Origin of the sequence: Corallococcus sp. bb12-1 (assembly GCF_026626765.1) — a bacterium.
GTDB classification, from domain to species: domain Bacteria; phylum Myxococcota; class Myxococcia; order Myxococcales; family Myxococcaceae; genus Corallococcus; species Corallococcus terminator.
Map to the genome: position 1 here is coordinate 95,158 of NZ_JAPNJZ010000012.1, position 15,631 is coordinate 110,788.

Annotated in this window: 17 protein-coding genes and 5 tRNA genes; 18 read left to right on the top strand and 4 right to left on the bottom strand. The window is 68.2% G+C overall.

What is annotated here, in order from left to right:
- Positions 1-2: 2 nt before the first annotated feature.
- The 4 genes from hrpB to OV208_RS15885 form a co-directional block, all read right to left on the bottom strand.
- Positions 3-2,567 (bottom strand): ATP-dependent helicase HrpB, encoded by a 2,565-nt coding sequence (gene hrpB, locus OV208_RS15870; RefSeq protein WP_267574682.1) that lies wholly within the window; start codon positions 2,565-2,567, stop codon positions 3-5.
- A 45-nt stretch (positions 2,568-2,612) separates the two neighbouring features.
- A complete protein-coding gene (locus OV208_RS15875) occupies positions 2,613-3,800 on the bottom strand; it encodes a hypothetical protein (RefSeq protein WP_267574683.1) in 1,188 nt (395 codons plus the stop codon).
- A 39-nt stretch (positions 3,801-3,839) separates the two neighbouring features.
- Complete coding sequence (locus tag OV208_RS15880; protein WP_120544433.1) at positions 3,840-4,535, bottom strand: HAD family hydrolase; 696 nt, start codon at positions 4,533-4,535, stop codon at positions 3,840-3,842.
- 65 nt (positions 4,536-4,600) lie between these two features.
- The gene (locus tag OV208_RS15885; RefSeq protein WP_267574684.1) at positions 4,601-5,260 is read right to left on the bottom strand and encodes a HEAT repeat domain-containing protein; all 660 of its coding nucleotides are present in this window, start codon (positions 5,258-5,260) and stop codon (positions 4,601-4,603) included.
- Between the two features lie 78 nt (positions 5,261-5,338).
- On the opposite strand from OV208_RS15885, the gene OV208_RS15890 reads away from it, so the two are divergent.
- The 18 genes from OV208_RS15890 (at position 5,339) to rplL (ending at position 15,511) form a co-directional block, all read left to right on the top strand.
- Positions 5,339-5,731, top strand: a complete 393-nt coding sequence (locus OV208_RS15890; protein WP_267574685.1) for a DsrE family protein — start codon at positions 5,339-5,341, stop codon at positions 5,729-5,731.
- Between the two features lie 209 nt (positions 5,732-5,940).
- Positions 5,941-7,260, top strand: a complete 1,320-nt coding sequence (gene cglB / locus OV208_RS15895; RefSeq protein WP_267574686.1) for an adventurous gliding motility lipoprotein CglB — start codon at positions 5,941-5,943, stop codon at positions 7,258-7,260.
- A 76-nt stretch (positions 7,261-7,336) separates the two neighbouring features.
- Complete coding sequence (locus tag OV208_RS15900; RefSeq protein ID WP_120545537.1) at positions 7,337-8,314, top strand: ATP-grasp domain-containing protein; 978 nt, start codon at positions 7,337-7,339, stop codon at positions 8,312-8,314.
- A gap of 66 nt (positions 8,315-8,380) precedes the next feature.
- A complete protein-coding gene (locus OV208_RS15905) occupies positions 8,381-8,827 on the top strand; it encodes a hypothetical protein (RefSeq protein WP_267574687.1) in 447 nt (148 codons plus the stop codon).
- Positions 8,828-8,832: 5 nt separating this feature from the next.
- The gene (rlmB, locus tag OV208_RS15910; protein WP_267574688.1) at positions 8,833-9,636 is read left to right on the top strand and encodes a 23S rRNA (guanosine(2251)-2'-O)-methyltransferase RlmB; all 804 of its coding nucleotides are present in this window, start codon (positions 8,833-8,835) and stop codon (positions 9,634-9,636) included.
- 127 nt (positions 9,637-9,763) lie between these two features.
- A tRNA-Thr gene (locus tag OV208_RS15915) sits at positions 9,764-9,836 on the top strand.
- Positions 9,837-9,929: 93 nt separating this feature from the next.
- A tRNA-Tyr gene (locus tag OV208_RS15920) sits at positions 9,930-10,013 on the top strand.
- Positions 10,014-10,022: 9 nt separating this feature from the next.
- A tRNA-Gly gene (locus OV208_RS15925) sits at positions 10,023-10,098 on the top strand.
- 21 nt (positions 10,099-10,119) lie between these two features.
- Positions 10,120-10,195 (top strand) — tRNA-Thr (locus tag OV208_RS15930).
- Positions 10,196-10,211: 16 nt separating this feature from the next.
- Positions 10,212-11,402, top strand: coding sequence for an elongation factor Tu (gene tuf, locus OV208_RS15935; protein WP_267573766.1), 1,191 nt, complete (start codon positions 10,212-10,214; stop codon positions 11,400-11,402).
- A gap of 94 nt (positions 11,403-11,496) precedes the next feature.
- Positions 11,497-11,661, top strand: a complete 165-nt coding sequence (gene rpmG / locus OV208_RS15940; RefSeq protein ID WP_002617522.1) for a 50S ribosomal protein L33 — start codon at positions 11,497-11,499, stop codon at positions 11,659-11,661.
- Positions 11,662-11,683: 22 nt separating this feature from the next.
- A tRNA-Trp gene (locus OV208_RS15945) sits at positions 11,684-11,759 on the top strand.
- Positions 11,760-11,847: 88 nt separating this feature from the next.
- Positions 11,848-12,291 carry a preprotein translocase subunit SecE gene (gene secE / locus OV208_RS15950; protein WP_267574689.1) on the top strand — a complete coding sequence of 148 codons (444 nt, stop codon included), beginning with the start codon at positions 11,848-11,850 and terminating at the stop codon, positions 12,289-12,291.
- Positions 12,291-12,839 carry a transcription termination/antitermination protein NusG gene (gene nusG, locus OV208_RS15955; RefSeq protein WP_267574690.1) on the top strand — a complete coding sequence of 183 codons (549 nt, stop codon included), beginning with the start codon at positions 12,291-12,293 and terminating at the stop codon, positions 12,837-12,839. The genes secE and nusG overlap by 1 nt, the downstream gene beginning before the upstream one ends.
- Before the next feature lie 103 nt (positions 12,840-12,942).
- Positions 12,943-13,389, top strand: coding sequence for a 50S ribosomal protein L11 (gene rplK / locus OV208_RS15960; RefSeq protein WP_120533438.1), 447 nt, complete (start codon positions 12,943-12,945; stop codon positions 13,387-13,389).
- Positions 13,390-13,417: 28 nt separating this feature from the next.
- Positions 13,418-14,131: a 50S ribosomal protein L1 gene (gene rplA / locus OV208_RS15965; RefSeq protein WP_120533437.1), complete on the top strand. Its 714-nt coding sequence runs from the start codon at positions 13,418-13,420 to the stop codon at positions 14,129-14,131.
- A gap of 397 nt (positions 14,132-14,528) precedes the next feature.
- The gene (gene rplJ / locus OV208_RS15970; RefSeq protein WP_267574691.1) at positions 14,529-15,050 is read left to right on the top strand and encodes a 50S ribosomal protein L10; all 522 of its coding nucleotides are present in this window, start codon (positions 14,529-14,531) and stop codon (positions 15,048-15,050) included.
- 92 nt (positions 15,051-15,142) lie between these two features.
- Positions 15,143-15,511, top strand: a complete 369-nt coding sequence (gene rplL / locus OV208_RS15975; RefSeq protein WP_267574692.1) for a 50S ribosomal protein L7/L12 — start codon at positions 15,143-15,145, stop codon at positions 15,509-15,511.
- Positions 15,512-15,631: the final 120 nt, after the last annotated feature.

Here is a 15,631-nt window from a genome sequence, read left to right on the forward strand (position 1 = left end):
CTTCAGCGCCTCGGAGGACGGGGCGCGGGCGGTTCGGCGTGGCGCGGATCCTCCGGCCATGAGTGCCGGGGGTACTTGCGGCACAGCTCCTTGCGGATCGCCGGGTAGTGCCGCTCCCAGAAACCCGCCAGGTCGGTCGTTACCTGCACGGCGCGCATGTTGGGGGCCAGCAGGTGCAGCACCAGCGGCACGCGGCCCGCGCCCACGCTGGGGCCCTGGGCCAGTCCGAAGAAATCCTGCAGCCGTGACTCCACCCAGGGCGGCTTGCCCGGCTCGTAGTGCACCTTCACGCCGCGCCCGCCGGGCAGGGTGACGCGCTCGGGGGCATGGTTCGCCAGCAGGCGTTGCTGCTCCTGCGTGAGGCGCGTGTAGAGCGCGTCCAGCAGCGACACACCCTCCAGGTCGGAGAAGCTGCGCGCGCCCACGCACAGGGAGGCCAGCGCATCGCGCAGGAAGGTGGCGTCCACGGCGGGAAAGCCCGCTTCGGGGAAGGCCTTGGCGAGCAGCGCCACGCGGGTACGCCACTGCTCCAGCGCCTCGGGTTCCGCGAAGCGCTCCGGACCCGCGGCGAGCGCCGCCTCGGCCAGCACGCGCGCGGCCGCCTCGGAGGGAGGGGCGGGCGTGCGCGTCTCCTCCAACATGAGGTTGCCGTACGCCAGCCGGGTAAGGCGCTCCACGCGGCGCGCCTCCGGGTTCCACTGGAGGGTGTCCACCTCTTCCAGGGCGTCAGGGTAGAGGTCCAACAGCCACTCGGCCTCCACCGCGCTGGCGAGCCGCACGACGGCGCCGCGGCCGGGACGCTCCTCGGCATCCACGGCGACCATCAACTCCGCGTCCTGGACGACGCTGAACTCGGACAGGCTGGTGGTGCCGCCGCCGAACATGACCAGCTCAGGGGAGCGGGGGCGTCGTCTGCGGGCCACGCGGTCCGGGTAGCCGGCGAGCACGCTGAGCATCAGGGCCTGCTCCACGTCCTCGGGGCGGCCGGGACGCGAGCCCTGCTCCCGCACGTTGCGGCGGAGCTGCTTCTGCACGCGCTCCACGGACTGCACGGCGCCGGCGTCCAGGGAGAGCGACTGCAGGCGGCCGGAGGAGAAGCCCGAACGTCCGGCCTCGCGGAAGCGCTCCAGCAGCTCCAGGAGGTCGGAAGGGCCGCTGACGATGGCTGCCGCGCGACCTCCGCCGCCCAGGTTGGCGCGGGCCTCGCGGCGGATGTCCCGTTCGCCCATGAGCGCGGCGAGCAGCGCGGCATCGGCGCCGACGCCCCGGCGTTCCCCCTCGACGATGACGCGGGCCTGCCGGGGATGGACGGGGAAGCGCAAGAGCCGCTGGCCCACGTCCGTCACCTTGCCCTGGGCATCCACGGCGCCCAGCCGGCGCAGCAGCGTCTCCGCGGCCTCCATGGCGGGCGCGGGGGGCGCTTCGAAGAACGGGAACGCCGCGAGGTCCTTCACGCCCGAGGCGCGCAGCGACAGCACGGTCTCCGCCAGGTCGGTGCGGCGGATCTCCGGAGCTTCCTGATCGGGCCGTCCGTCGAAGTCGTGCTGGGTGTAGAGGCGCACGCAGTGGCCCGCGCGCGTGCGGCCCGCGCGGCCTGCGCGCTGGGTGGCGGAGGCCCGGCTCACCTTGCCCAGCTTGAGCTGCGGCAGTCCGGACCAGGGGGAGTGGGACGCCACGCGCGCGAGGCCGCTGTCGATGACGACCGCGACGCCGTCGATGGTGACGGAGGTCTCCGCGACGTTGGTGGACAGGATGATCTTCCGGCGGGAGCTGCGGCGCACGGCGCGATCCTGCTCGGCGGGGGACAGGTCGCCGTGCAGCGGGAGCACGTCGGCGTCGTGGCGTTCGGCGAACTCCGCGCAGGTGTCGCGTGCACGGCGGATCTCCCCCGCGCCGGGAAGGAACACGAGCACGTCGCCGTCGACGCCCTGGGTGAACAGGCGCTTGAGCGCGGAGAGCACCTGTTGATCCAGGTGCCGCTCGTCCGGGGCGGAGAGGTATTCGACGCTCACGTCGAAGCGGCGGCCCTCGGAGCGCAGCGAAGGCGCGCCGCCCAGGTAGGCGCGCACGGGCTCCGCCTCCAGGGTTGCGGACATCACGACGAGCTTGAGGTCGGGCCGTGCGGTCTCCTGGAGCCTGCGCAACAGCGCGAGCGAGATGTCCGCGGACAGGTGCCGCTCGTGGAACTCGTCGAGCACGACGATGCCCACGTCGCGCAGGGTGGGGTCTGTCAGCAGCCGTCGTCCGAGCACGCCCTCGGTGACGAAGGACATGCGGGTCTTCGGTCCGCGCACGTCCTCGAAGCGGACCTGGTAGCCCACGGTCTCGCCCACGCGCTCGCCAATCTCCTCGGACACGCGCTGCGCGGCGAGCCGGGTGGGCAGCCGCCGGGGCTGGAGGACGACGATCTCCTTCCCCTGACCCAGGCCGGCCTCCAGGAGGGCCCGGGGAACGCGCGTCGTCTTGCCCGCGCCGGGAGGTGCTTCCAGCACGAGCGACCGCGAGCTCCGGAGCGTGGAGACGATGTCGGGCAGGAGGATATCGATAGGGAGGGCGACGTCCGCCATGTCCGGGTTCCTCTTCACGGCGGGGCACTCACCGCGCGGCGGGTTTCAGGGCGTCCCTGTCTCGGACGGGTCGGTCTTCTTGCGGCGGCGGGGGCGAACGGCCTCCGGTGGTGCTTCGGAAGCCTCCCGCTCTGGAACCGGAGCCGCCTCCGCCTGTGCGGCGGGAGGCACCGGATTCTTCGGGGGCCGGCCCCGGCGAGGACGCACCTCGATCGGAGCCGCCTCGGAGTCCGGAACGGAAGTCTCCGCGGCGGGGAGTGCATCCTCGCCCCCCTCGGAAGCAGGAGCCTCCTCCTCGGAGGCCACGGGGGCGGAGGTCCGCCGCCCCTTGCGATTCGCCGGGGGAAGGGGGGCGGCCTCGACCGTGCCCTCCTCCTCGGACGCATCCGCGTGGGGATCCGCGGCATCCTCGCCATCCGCCGCCGGGTCGTCCTCGACGGGCGTCTCATCCACCGGCCCGTCGAGCGCGTCTTCCTGCGCGGAGTCCACGTCGTCCCCGTACGGATCAAACCCGTCCTCGGCGGAGAGGGCGAGCGAACGACCCGCGCGCTTCCGGGGCTTGAGGGTGAGTCCCGCGGCCTCGAAGACTCCCGGAACGGGAACGAGCGCGGCCTCGGCGAGCAGCCGCCCCTGCCGCAACGCGACGTCCAGTCGCCGTCCCAGCGACACCAGGGCCTCGCGGAGCGCGGCCTCTTCGTCTGGAGGCAGAGGGGTAGGGGACAGGCTCGCGTTCCACGCGGCGAACGTCGTAGCCACCAGCTCCACGACGGGGCGGACCATCGCGAAGTCGTCGCGGGAGAAGATGCGGGTGACGTAGGAACTCTTGAACCGGCGCTCGTAGGACGACGCGTACTCGTTCACCAGCTCAAGGGGGGCCCGCCGGAGCTGCGGGAACTTGAGGTGGGGGAAGAGGGCCTCGATGACCGGGGCGCGGCTGCTGGCGGTGAAGGTGATGCCGGCGTGCAGCTTCTCCAGCGCATCCACCCACCGGCCCTGCTGATCGAACGAGAACTCCTCGCGAGCCTCATCGAGTTCGGGCAGGTCCTTCACCTGTTCGAGCAGTCCGCCCGCCGGTTCCCGGGCCTCGCGCAGCCGCTCCAGCGCGGAGGCGAGCCACTGCTTCTCGGCCTCCAGCCCCGGCCTGCCGACGACCATCTCCTCCGCCGTGGCGAGTCGGGCCTCGAAGGCCTCGGCGAAGCGGATCAGCTCATAGGATTCGAGCGTGGACGACATGCGTGGACTCCTCGGAGGGGCGGCGGAGATAGCACACCTTCACCGTCCGACGAGCAGGGCCTCCATGGCTTCGGGGGCGGAGAAATCCGCGAAGGCCCATTCGGCGCCAGCGTCGCGCAGCGCCTGGGGCGTGAAGTTGCCCGTGCCGACGCCAATCGTCTGCGCGCCAATGCCCTTGGCCGCCGCGACGTCCTTTGGCGTGTCGCCGATGATCACCACCCGGCATGCCTCCAGGGGGTGTCCCAGTTGCGCCGCTCCGGCCTGGGCGCCGTGCCGGATGAGCGCGACGCGGTCCTCGAAGTCGCATCCGAAGCCGCCGAAAGCGAACTGATCATGGATGCGAACGCGCTCCAGCTTCACCCGGGCGCCCGCGCGCACGTTGCCGGTGCCCAGTCCCACGGCGAAGCCCGACCGTGAGCGCGCCTCCAACACGGCCTCGCGCATGCCGGGGTGCAGGCGGTATTCGCGCTCATCAACCTTGGGGACCTCCTCGGCCAGGTGGGCGACATACGCGTCGACGACCGCGCTGATGGTCTCCTCGGTGACGGGCACGCCAATGATTCCCAGTCCCATGCGGACGATGGCCCGGTCCGTCATCCCGGACATGCTGAAGCCGTCGCACGCGTCGCGGCGCTGGTGGAGGCGTTCGAAGGCCAGGGCCATGGAGCGACGCCCCGCGCCACCAGTGGTGACGAGGGTGCCATCGATGTCGAAAAGGAGGACGGTGGGGCGCATGGCCCCTCATCTAACGGAAGGCCCCGCCCGACGCGAGTCCCGAGCGAGCCGCCCGGGAGGGGGCTTCAGGGCTCGGCCAGTGTGAGCCCCTGCTGGAGGGCCTCGCGCACCTGGGGCACCTCCTCCCGGGGGAGCCGTTCCTCCAGCGCCTCCCGCACCTGTTGACCTCCCAGCCGGCCGAGCGCCTGGGCCACCGCCGCGCGAATCCGGACATCCTGGTCCTCCAGCCGGGCCCGCAGCGCGGTGACGGCCTCGAACCCCAGGCATTGACCGAGCGCCGCGGCGGCCCGGGTGCGGACGTCCGCGGGCCGCTGCGGATCCTCCATCATCGCCTGGAGGGTCGGCCCCGCCTGGGGGGCTTCCACCAGGGACAGCGCCGTCACGGCCCGCATCCGTTGCGCATCGGGGACGCTCGGATCCTCCGTGAGCGCCGCGAGCACGGGCACCACCTCCGGCCCCAGCCGGCTCCAGGCCATCCCTCGCACCGAAGGCTGCGCGAGCAACCTCAGGGCTTCGTCGCGCAAGGGGCCGGGAACGGGGGCCACCTGGGGCAGGGAAGTGGCGGGGGCGGCCTGGACGTTCGCGCGAGCCGGCGCCGCTTCGGACACGGGCCCCGCGCCAGCGAGCGCGGCGAGGCCGAACAGGCCCACCCAACGCGACAGGGCGGGACGTGACGGAGCCAGCGAGGGACGAACGCCGCGGGGGCGGGACGACGGGCTCGGCATGCGGGACTCCCGGTGGAGTGGGGTCTCCGTTATACGACGGCTGCCGGTCCGGACTCGATACAGCTAAGGTCGCGGATCATGGCCGGACGCGTTTTCTTCTTCCTCCAGCACGCCACGTACGAGCCCGCCTTCCAGGCCGGCTCCATGGGCATCACCGCCGCCGCGATGGGGGACGACGTCTACTTCGTCTTCGCCTTCGAGGCCCTGCGCCAGCTGGTCCGGGGCGGCTTCGGCCTCGCCCACAGCGAGCGCGAGCGCACGGAGGCGGCCCGGGCGGAAGGGCTCAACGTCCCCACGCCAGCCCGGATGCTCGAGGAGGCCCGGGCCCTGGGCGCGAAGCTCGTGGCCTGTGACACCACGGTGCGCATCTGCGGCCTGACGCCCCAGGAGTTGCAGGGCACCCTCGACGAGGTCATGGGGCTCGCCTCCATCTGGCGTCTGACAGAGGGTGCGCGCGTCCTCTCGCTGTGAGCGGGTCGGCCACATGCCTGGCGGATGGATGTGGGTGTCAGACTCCGGAAGGTCCCTGGCCCCGCAGGATCGCCTGTCGTTGCAACTTGGCAGCTTCACCTGAATGGGTCCTGCCTGCTGCGAGTCGCTGTAGCCTCGGTGGGCGCTCACGCGTTACGCTGACGCCTCGTGGTTCGTGGTCCCCCTCCAAGAAGGAATTCCCAAAGCCTATGCGCGCCAAGTTGACCCCCCTGAGCGCACTGCTGGCCGGCATCGTCGGTGGTGCCCTGATGGCCGGCTGTCAAACGTATGACTTCGAGCCTGTGGATCCGCTCGCGATCGCCCAGACGACGAAGGAGACGGTCATCACGGCGCGCGGCAGCAAGCCGGACGTCATGCTGCTGGTGGACACCTCCGGCTCCATGACGTTGCCGGTGGATCCCGAGCTGACCGTGAACGGCGTGAAGGTCTGCTACGGCAGGAACGAGCAGGGCCAGGAATACCTCTGCGGCGAGAGCCGGCCTGCTTGCGATACGTCCGTGTGCCCCACGCGCTGGTCGGATCTGCAGGCCGCCATGGGCCCGTTTCTTACGGAGAGCGGCAGCCTCGTCCGCTTCGGCCTGACGACGTATCCCGCGCCCATCACGGTGGACTCCCCCTCCGTGGCCCAGGCCTGCGCTGCGGCCGGCGAGGGCGCGACCGGGAGCGGGAGCGTTCGCCTCGCGATCCCGACCACGTTGGATTCGGACCTGGAACTGCTGGACCACGCGAAGGGCCTCAATGCCATCCTGCAGGCGATTCCCAACGGCGGCTCGAACCGCCCCCGCGGAGGTACGCCCACGAGCGGAAGCCTGGCATTCACGGGCTCGCTGCTGACGACGGACCCGGCGGAGCGCCCGCAGATCATCATCCTGTTGACCGACGGTTTGCCGAATTGCAACGTGATCAACGAGTACAGCGGCAGCCAGGCGGAGCAGTGCAACTGCGTGGTGGCCACGTCTCAGTGCACTGACCCAGACAGCCCGTACTATCGGCGGGGCTGCCTGGACAAGAACGCCTCGGTCGCGGCGGTGCAGGCCCTGAAGGCTCGCCAGATCTCCACCATCGTCATCGGCTTCGGCGCGGAGACGTCGGCGGGCGCCGGCCCCCAGGTGCTCAATGAGATGGCGGGCGCGGGCGGCTTCGCGCGCACGTGCCGGGCGGACATCGACTGCGGCGCGGGTGATACCTGCAACGTGGCCACCCAGCTCTGCGGCCGTGGCTTCTATCAGGCGGGAAACCAGGTGGAACTGGCGTCCGCCCTGAAGGCCATCAGCGAGCGGCTCATGCCCGGCGAGCCCTGCTACATCCCGCTCGATCCGAGCCAGATGCCGTCCGACCCTTCGCTCATCGTCGTCTACATCAACGGCGAGCGCACGCTCGGGGGGCCGGACTCCTGGTCGGTGGTAGACACGGGAGTGCGGTTCACCGGCAGCGCCTGCGCGCGCCTGGAAGCGTCGCGTCCGGAAGCGCCTGTCAGCGTCGAAGTGCGCGCCATCCGCGAACTCTAGAGCGCGGCGGGCGGAGGCGGCTTTACCCGGGCCATGGCGGGGGTTATAGGACCTCGCCAGGCCGGTCGCCTCCGCCATGAAAATCACTGTCCTTTCGCGCTCCGCCTCCATTTCGTCCACGCGGCGGATCGTCGACGCAGGTCGCGCGAGGGGACACCGGGTCCGCGTGCTCAACCCGCTCCGGGTGCAGATGCATCTGGACGGGGGCAGCCGGGCCACCCTGCTGTACGACCGCAAGAAGCTGACACCCACCGACGTCGTCATCCCGCGCATCGCCCTGTCCATCAGCACCTACGGGCTCGCGGTGGTGAACCAGTTCGGCTTGGCGCGCGTGCCCCTGGTGAACCATGCCCAGGCCATCGCGCAATCGCGCAACAAGATGCGCGCGCTCCAGCTCCTGTCCGCCCACGGCATCGACATCCCGGCCACGGTGATGGCCCGCGACGCGGCCCACCTCAAGGAGATGGTGGGCCTCGTGGGCGGGGTGCCGGTGCTTGTGAAGCTCCTCCAGGGCCAGGAGAAGCACGGCGTGATGGTGTGCGAGAGCCTCCAGTCGCTGGAGGCCGCGCTGGAGGCGGTGCTCGGCCTGGGCCACAACATCATCATGCAGGAGTACGTGCGGAGCACCGGCCAGGACGTCCGGGTGCTGGTGGTGGGAGGCGAGGCGGTCGCGGCGGTGCTGCGCAAGCCGCGCCCCGGCCGCCTCTCGCACACCCTGAACCGGGGCGCCCGCCTGGAGGCCCTGGCCCTGTCACCCGGCCACCGCGCCACGGCGGAGAAGGTCGCCCGGCTGGTGGGCCTGGAAGTGGCCGCGGTGGACATCCTGGACGTGCAGGGGCAGCCCAAGGTCTTTGAAGTGAACAGCTCGCCCGCGCTGCTGGAGATGGAGGCCGCGACAGGCATGGACCTGGCTACCCCCATCATCCTGCGCGCGGAGGCGCTGGTGGCCGGGGCGGTTCCCGTGTGGAGCGCCGCGCTGGAGACGCCCCAGGCGCTGCTGCCGCCTCCGCCACCGCGCAAGGCTCCCGTGAAGGTGGGCGTGCCTCGGAGTTAGAAGAGAAAGGGCTCCCCGCGCGTCCCAAGCCCCGGTATACGAGCGCCGCCTTCCAGGAGACGACCCATGCTGAACCCCCGCTGCTTCCCGCACCTGGCCACCCTGCTGCTGACCTTCGTCAGCGCCCCGGTGCTGGCCCAGGACGTGGACCCCGCCACCCTCTACGAAGTGACCACCGAGGGCACGTCGACGCAGGTGAAGGCGGGAGGGCAGGGCACCTTCGTGCTCGCCATCAAGTCGAAGGCCGGAGCCCACGTCTCCGACGAGGCCCCCCTGAAGCTGGAGCTCACGGGCACTCAGCTGACCCCCGCGCAGAAGACGCTGACCCGCGAGCAGTCGGTGGCGAAGAAGGCCCAGGGGCAGCAGTTCGTGGATCCTCGCTTCGAGGTCCCCTTCACGGCGGTCTCCGCCGGCAAGGGCACGCTGGATGCGACGCTCACCTTCTTCATCTGCACGGAGAAGATCTGCGCCCGTCAGAAGAAGACCTTCTCGCTGCCCGTCGAGGTCCAGTAGCCCCCATGCGAGAGCGTTCACCCAAGGCCGGCAGCGATCGCGAGCGCGGTAGTCCCGAAGCGCCGCGCTACGTCTATGGCATCAACCCCGCGCTGGAAGCCCTCCGCGCCCATCCCGACGCAGTTGAGCGCATCTTCCTCGTCGACGGGCAGGTGGCCGCCAAGGCCGCGGGCGAATTGCTCAGCCGCGCTCGGGACGCCGGGGTCAAGGTGGAGAAGGTCGGCAAGGAACGGCTGAACGCCATGGCGGAGGGCGGCGTCCACCAGGGCGTCGTCGCCGAGCTCCGGGGCTTCCAGTACGTCGACCTTGAGGACGTGCTCGCCGTGGCGAAGGCACGCTCCCAGCCGCCCCTGGTGGTCGTGCTCGACGGCATCCAGGATCCGCACAACCTGGGGGCCATCATCCGCTCGGCCCACGCGCTCGGGGCCCACGGCGTCGTCCTGGCCAAGGACCGCGCGGTGCAGGTGACGGGCACGGTGGCCAAGGCCTCCGCCGGCGCTGTCGAATACTGCGCCATTGCCCGCGTCACCAACATCTCCCGCGCCCTGGAAGAGCTGAAGGAAGCGGGCCTCTGGGTCGCGGCTGCGGACATCGAGGGTTCCGAGCCCCTGTGGAGCGCCCGGCTGGACGGTCCCCTGGCGCTCGTCGTGGGCGCCGAGGGGGCGGGCGTGAGGGAAGGGGTCCTCAAGCACTGCGACTTCCGCCTCCGGATTCCCATGGGCGGTCAGGTTGGTTCATTGAATGCGTCGGTTTCCGCCGCGATTCTGCTATACGAGGTCGCCCGTCAACGGGGCCATCCGGCCCGCTGACGACCCCGGATCAATCTCCTTGACTTGGAGAGTGGGGACTTTTAAAAGGTCGCGCCTCTCAAGTCGCTGCCGGGTGGTTGACGGTCCGCCCGGTGATGAGGTAGGGCGGGGCAGTTGCTGGAGTGATGCCGGTGTAGCTCAGTCGGTAGAGCAACTGATTTGTAATCAGTAGGTCGCGGGTTCAAATCCCGCCGCCGGCCAGGTAGGACGGGCCGCGGAGTAGGGTCCGGGACACGAAGTCGGTTTGGCAGTTTGTGTGTAGGAAGCGGCCGCAGCACCACAATCGAATATCTGGAGGGATACCCAAGCGGCCAAAGGGAGCAGACTGTAAATCTGCCGGCTCTACGCCTTCGATGGTTCGAATCCATCTCCCTCCACTCTGCAATGCGGGAATAGCTCAGTTGGTAGAGCGTCAGCCTTCCAAGCTGAATGTCGTGGGTTCGAATCCCATTTCCCGCTCCAGCCGTTGTAGTGAATCGCCAAGCCCTGATAGCTCAGTTGGCAGAGCGCGTCCTTGGTAAGGACGAGGTCACCAGTTCAATCCTGGTTCAGGGCTCCATTTTTCGAGGAGTGTCATGTCCAAGGAAAAGTTCGATCGCAGCCTGCCCCACGTGAACATCGGAACGATTGGGCACGTGGACCACGGCAAGACGTCTCTGACTGCCGCCATCACGAAGGTGCTCGCCAAGTCCGGTGGCGCCACGTTCATGGCGTACGACCAGATTGACAAGGCGCCGGAAGAGCGGGAGCGCGGCATCACCATCTCCACGGCGCACGTGGAGTACAAGACCAAGAACCGTCACTACGCGCACGTCGACTGTCCGGGACACGCGGACTACGTGAAGAACATGATCACGGGCGCGGCGCAGATGGACGGCGCCATCCTGGTGGTCTCCGCGGCGGACGGCCCGATGCCGCAGACGCGTGAGCACATCCTCCTGGCGCGCCAGGTCGGCGTGCCCTACATCGTCGTCTTCCTGAACAAGGTGGACCTGCTGGACGACCCCGAGCTGCGTGAGCTCGTGGAGATGGAAGTCCGGGACCTGCTCAAGAAGTACGAGTTCCCCGGCGACAGCATCCCCATCGTCCCCGGCTCGGCGGTCAAGGCGCTCGAGGGTGACATGAGCGAGATTGGCGAGCCGGCCATCCTGAAGCTGATGGAGGCGGTGGACAGCTACATCCCGACGCCGGTGCGCGCGACGGACAAGCCCTTCCTGATGCCGGTGGAAGACGTGTTCTCCATCGCTGGCCGCGGTACGGTCGCGACGGGTCGCGTCGAGCGCGGCATCATCAAGGTCGGCGAGGAAGTCGAAGTCGTGGGCCTCCGCGCGACGCAGAAGACGGTCGTGACGGGCGTGGAGATGTTCCGCAAGCTGCTGGACGAGGGCCGCGCGGGCGACAACATCGGCGCGCTGGTCCGTGGCCTCAAGCGTGAGGACATGGAGCGTGGCCAGGTGCTGGCGAAGCCGGGCTCCATCACGCCGCACACCAAGTTCAAGGCGCAGATCTACGTGCTGTCGAAGGAAGAGGGTGGGCGCCACACCCCGTTCTTCAAGGGTTACCGCCCCCAGTTCTACTTCCGCACGACGGACGTGACGGGCACGGTGAAGCTGCCGGAGAACGTCGAGATGGTGATGCCGGGCGACAACATCGCGATCGAGGTGGAACTCATCACCCCGGTGGCGATGGACAAGGAGCTGCGGTTCGCCATTCGTGAGGGTGGGCGTACGGTGGGCGCGGGCGTCGTTGCGGAGATCATCGCCTGATCGGCTTCACGCCGACCAGCTTCCACGGGCACTGAGTTGCCGAGGGGAGGGCTGCTTTTGTAGCCTTCCCCTCTCGCATCTGGTGAAATGAGCCATGCCGAAGGGTAACCGTTCCATCATCTCGCTCGAATGCACCACGTGCAAAGAGCGGAACTACACGACCACGAAGAACAAGCGGAAGAGCCAGGACAAGCTCGAGCTGAGCAAGTTCTGCCCTCGGTGCCGCAAGCATACGGACCACAAGGAAGGCAAGGTCTAGGTCGCGCGTTCCATGAAGGTTTAGGCCAGTAGCTCCAACGGTAGAGCAGCGGTCTCCAAATCCGCGTGTTGGGGGTTCGAATCCCTCCTGGCCTGCCAGCTTCAGTACAGGGACCCCCGGTACCGAGCGGTGCCGGGGGTCCCTGCCTTTTCGCAGTCCAGCTTCCGCAGTCCCTCGTGAGGCAAAATGGCGACGGCAACTGAGGCCAGCCAGCAGGCTAACCGCTCGGGCATCGACCCCAAGCGGCTCGTGGTCATCTTCTATCTCGTCGCCGGCATCGTCCTGGCCCTCTTCCTGGAGCACGTCTTCGGGTTGCTCTGGAGCCGGTTCGGCTGGAGCGACGTCGAGCTCTTCGAGGGCCTGGGCTGGCGTGTGTCAACCCTCGTGGGCTACGTCGTGGCCCTGGGGTTGGTGCTGGCGGCCTACTTCCACCCCCGCACGCACGCCCTGTCCATCGACGTGGCGTCCGAGCTGATGAAGGTCACCTGGCCTACCTGGTCGGAGACCCGCGCTTCGACCATGGCCGTGGTCGTCGCCTCGCTCGTGGCGGCCGTCCTCCTCTTCTGCATCGACACCGTCGCCTACAACTTGATGGTGGAGTGGCTGCCTGCCCTGTGGGGGAAGCTGTAATGGCGAAGAAATGGTTCACGGTCCAGACCTACTCGAACTACGAGAACCAGGCGAAGAAGAACCTGGAAGAGCAGGTGCGCCTCAAGGGCCTGCAGGACCAGGACTTGCTCGGTGAGATCCTCATCCCCATGGAGCAGGTCGTGGAGATGGTGAACGGCGAGAAGAAGACCACCCGCCGCAAGCTCTTCCCGGGCTACATCTTCGTCCAGATGGAGCTCAGCGACACTACCCTGCACCTGGTGAAGAACACCTCCAAGGTGACCGGCTTCCCGGGCGTCGGGCAGAACGAACAGCCCCGCCCCATGTCGGACGCGGAGGTCGCGCGGCTCACCGCCCAGGTGACCGAAGGCGCCCACAAGACCAAGCCCAAGGTCCAGTTCGAGACGAGCGACACCGTCCGCGTCATTGACGGCCCGTTCGCCAACTTCAACGGCACGGTGGAAGAGGTCAACCCGGAGAAGGGCCGCGTCCGCGTGCTCGTCAGCATCTTCGGTCGTGCGACCCCCGTGGAACTCGATTTCATGCAGGTGGAGAAGACCACCGGCTAATCAGTCTTCCGCGTCCGGATGACGGGCGCGGATCAACGGGTGGGAGGGTCGTCCCGTCTGGCGACCCGCTGGAACCACCCCATCGAAAGGCAGCAGTCCGCCGATGAAGAAGATCACAGGTCAGGTCAAGTTGCAGATTCCCGCCGGCAAGGCGAACCCCGCCCCGCCGATTGGTCCCGCCCTCGGTCAGCAGGGCGTGAACATCATGGAGTTCTGCAAGCAGTTCAATGCCAAGACGCAGGCAGAGGCGAAGGAAGGTCTCATCATCCCGGTGATCATCACCGTGTATGCGGACCGCTCCTTCACCTTCATCATGAAGACGCCTCCCGCCGCCATCCTCATCAAGAAGGCCGCGGGTCTCCACACGGAGAAGAAGAAGGGTTCGGGCGCGAAGAAGCCGGGCAAGGAGAAGGTGGGGCAGATCACCCGGAAGCAGCTCGAGGAGATCGCCAACAAGAAGATCCAGGACACCACCGCCGCGTCCCTCGAAGCCTGCATGAACACCATTGCTGGCACCGCGCGCTCCATGGGCATTGAAGTCGTCGGCTAGCCCGCCCCCTCTCTCAAGGATTCCTGCCATGGCTACCAATGGAAAGAAGTTCCGCGCGTCCTCCGAGCTGGTGGACCGCAACAAGCGCTATCCCGTCGCCGAGGGCTTCGCGCTGCTGAAGAAGACGGTCGAGTCGCGCGCGACGAAGTACGACCAGACGGTGGATGTCGCCATCAACCTGGGCGTGGACCCGAAGCACGCGGACCAGATGGTCCGCGGCGCCGTGGTGCTCCCGCACGGCACCGGCGCCACCGTGCGCGTGGCCGTGTTCGCCAAGGGTGAGCGCGCGACCGAGGCGGCCAACGCCGGCGCCGACATCGTGGGCGCGGAGGACCTCCAGAAGCGCATCGAGGAGGGCTTCCTCGACTTCGACACCGTCATCGCGACGCCGGACATGATGGGCGTGGTCGGTCGCCTCGGTAAGGTGCTCGGTCCCCGCGGTCTCATGCCCAACCCGAAGGTCGGCACGGTCACCATGGACGTCGCCAAGGCCATCCGCGACTCCAAGGGCGGTAAGGTCGACTTCCGCGCGGAGAAGGCGGGCATCGTCCACGCGAAGATGGGCAAGGCCTCCTTCGAGACGGCCAAGCTCGAGGCGAACTTCAACGCGCTGGTGGACCTGGTGATGAAGCTCAAGCCGGCCACCGCCAAGGGCGTGTACCTGCAGGGCATCGCCATCTCGACGACGATGGGGCCGGGCATCAAGCTCGACACCACCGAAATCCTGGCGCGTCACCGCTAGTTCGCGGCGCCAGCCGGGCCGGGAAGAGTGCGCTCCCTGACGGGGAGCGTCAGTCCTGTCGCCCGCTGAACGTCGGTCGCATAGAAAGTGCTGGATCTTTGCGAAAGCCGGGGGTATAGGCCCCCGGCTTTTGCAATTGGGGCGCCATGTCGAGAGACACGGTGTTCCGACCTGGTTCATGACAGCAGGGACCTGGAAGGGAAGAAGACGCGTCCGTTGGGAACCGGGCAACCGGTCGGGCGTTCATTCCACTTCAGGTTCAAACGGCCGCAAGGTCAGCCCTGCCGAGACTGGAGGTGCGGTGTGGTGCCTCTCGGAGGCTCCTCCCTCGCTCTGCCACTTTGGCCCAGGCATCACGCCCGACCGTCAGGTCGGGCCATAAAGGAGGTGAGTCAAGGTGCTGAAGAGCGAGAAGGAAGTGATGATCAAGGAACTCCACGAGAAGTTCGCCCGGACCAAGTCCGCGGTGGTCGCCGAGTTCTCCAAGGTGGATGTGGAGACGGTGACCAAGCTTCGTCGCAAGTTCCGCGAGGGCAAGGTCGAGTACAAGGTCATCAAGAACACGCTGGCGCGCCGTGCTGCTGAAGGCACGGCCCTCTCCGTGATTTCGGATGACTTCACGGGTCCCGTGGCCCTGTGCATCAGCTACGACGACGTGGTGGCTCCTGCCAAGATCCTGATGGATTTCATCAAGGACATGGAGACCATCAAGGTCCGCAGCGCCGTGGTGGACGGCCGCAAGGTCGACGTCAACGGTGTGAAGGCGCTGGCGAAGTTGCCGGGCCTCAACGAGCTCCGAGGGCAGCTGCTCGGAATGCTCAACCAGCCTGCTGGCATGCTGGTTCGGACCATCGCGGCCCCCGGGTCGCAGCTCGCGCGGGTCATCCAGGCCAACGCGGACAAGTCGAAGCCCGAGTAATCGTCCCGAGAAGTTTTTCTACCGCAACCCCTGCGGCTGGGCTGACCCAATGGGTCGCCGGCCGTTAGTCAACACCAGAAGGACACAGTTCCATGGCTGACCTGAACAAGATTGCCGAAGACCTCTCCTCCCTGACCATCCTCGAGGCCGCTGAGCTCGTGAAGGCCCTCGAGACCAAGTGGGGCGTTTCCGCCGCGGCCGTTGCCGTTGCCGCGGGCCCTGCTGCCGCCGCCGCTCCTGTCGAGGAGAAGACGGAGTTCAACGTCATTCTCGCGAACGCGGGCGCGAACAAGATCAACGTCATCAAGGAGGTACGCGCCATCACCGGCCTGGGCCTGAAGGAGGCTAAGGACCTGGTCGAGGGCGCGCCCAAGACGGTCAAGGAAGGCGTCAACAAGGACGACGCCAAGAAGTTCAAGGACCAGCTCGTCGCGGCTGGCGCCACCGTCGAAGTGAAGTAGTTCTGACAGGGGCTGTCCTGTTCTTCCGGGAAATCCCGGACAGCCTCCTGACTGGATGAGCAGGCCGGCGTCCCCTTTGCTGGGGCGCCGGCTTTGCCCATTTGACATTTGCCAAATTTC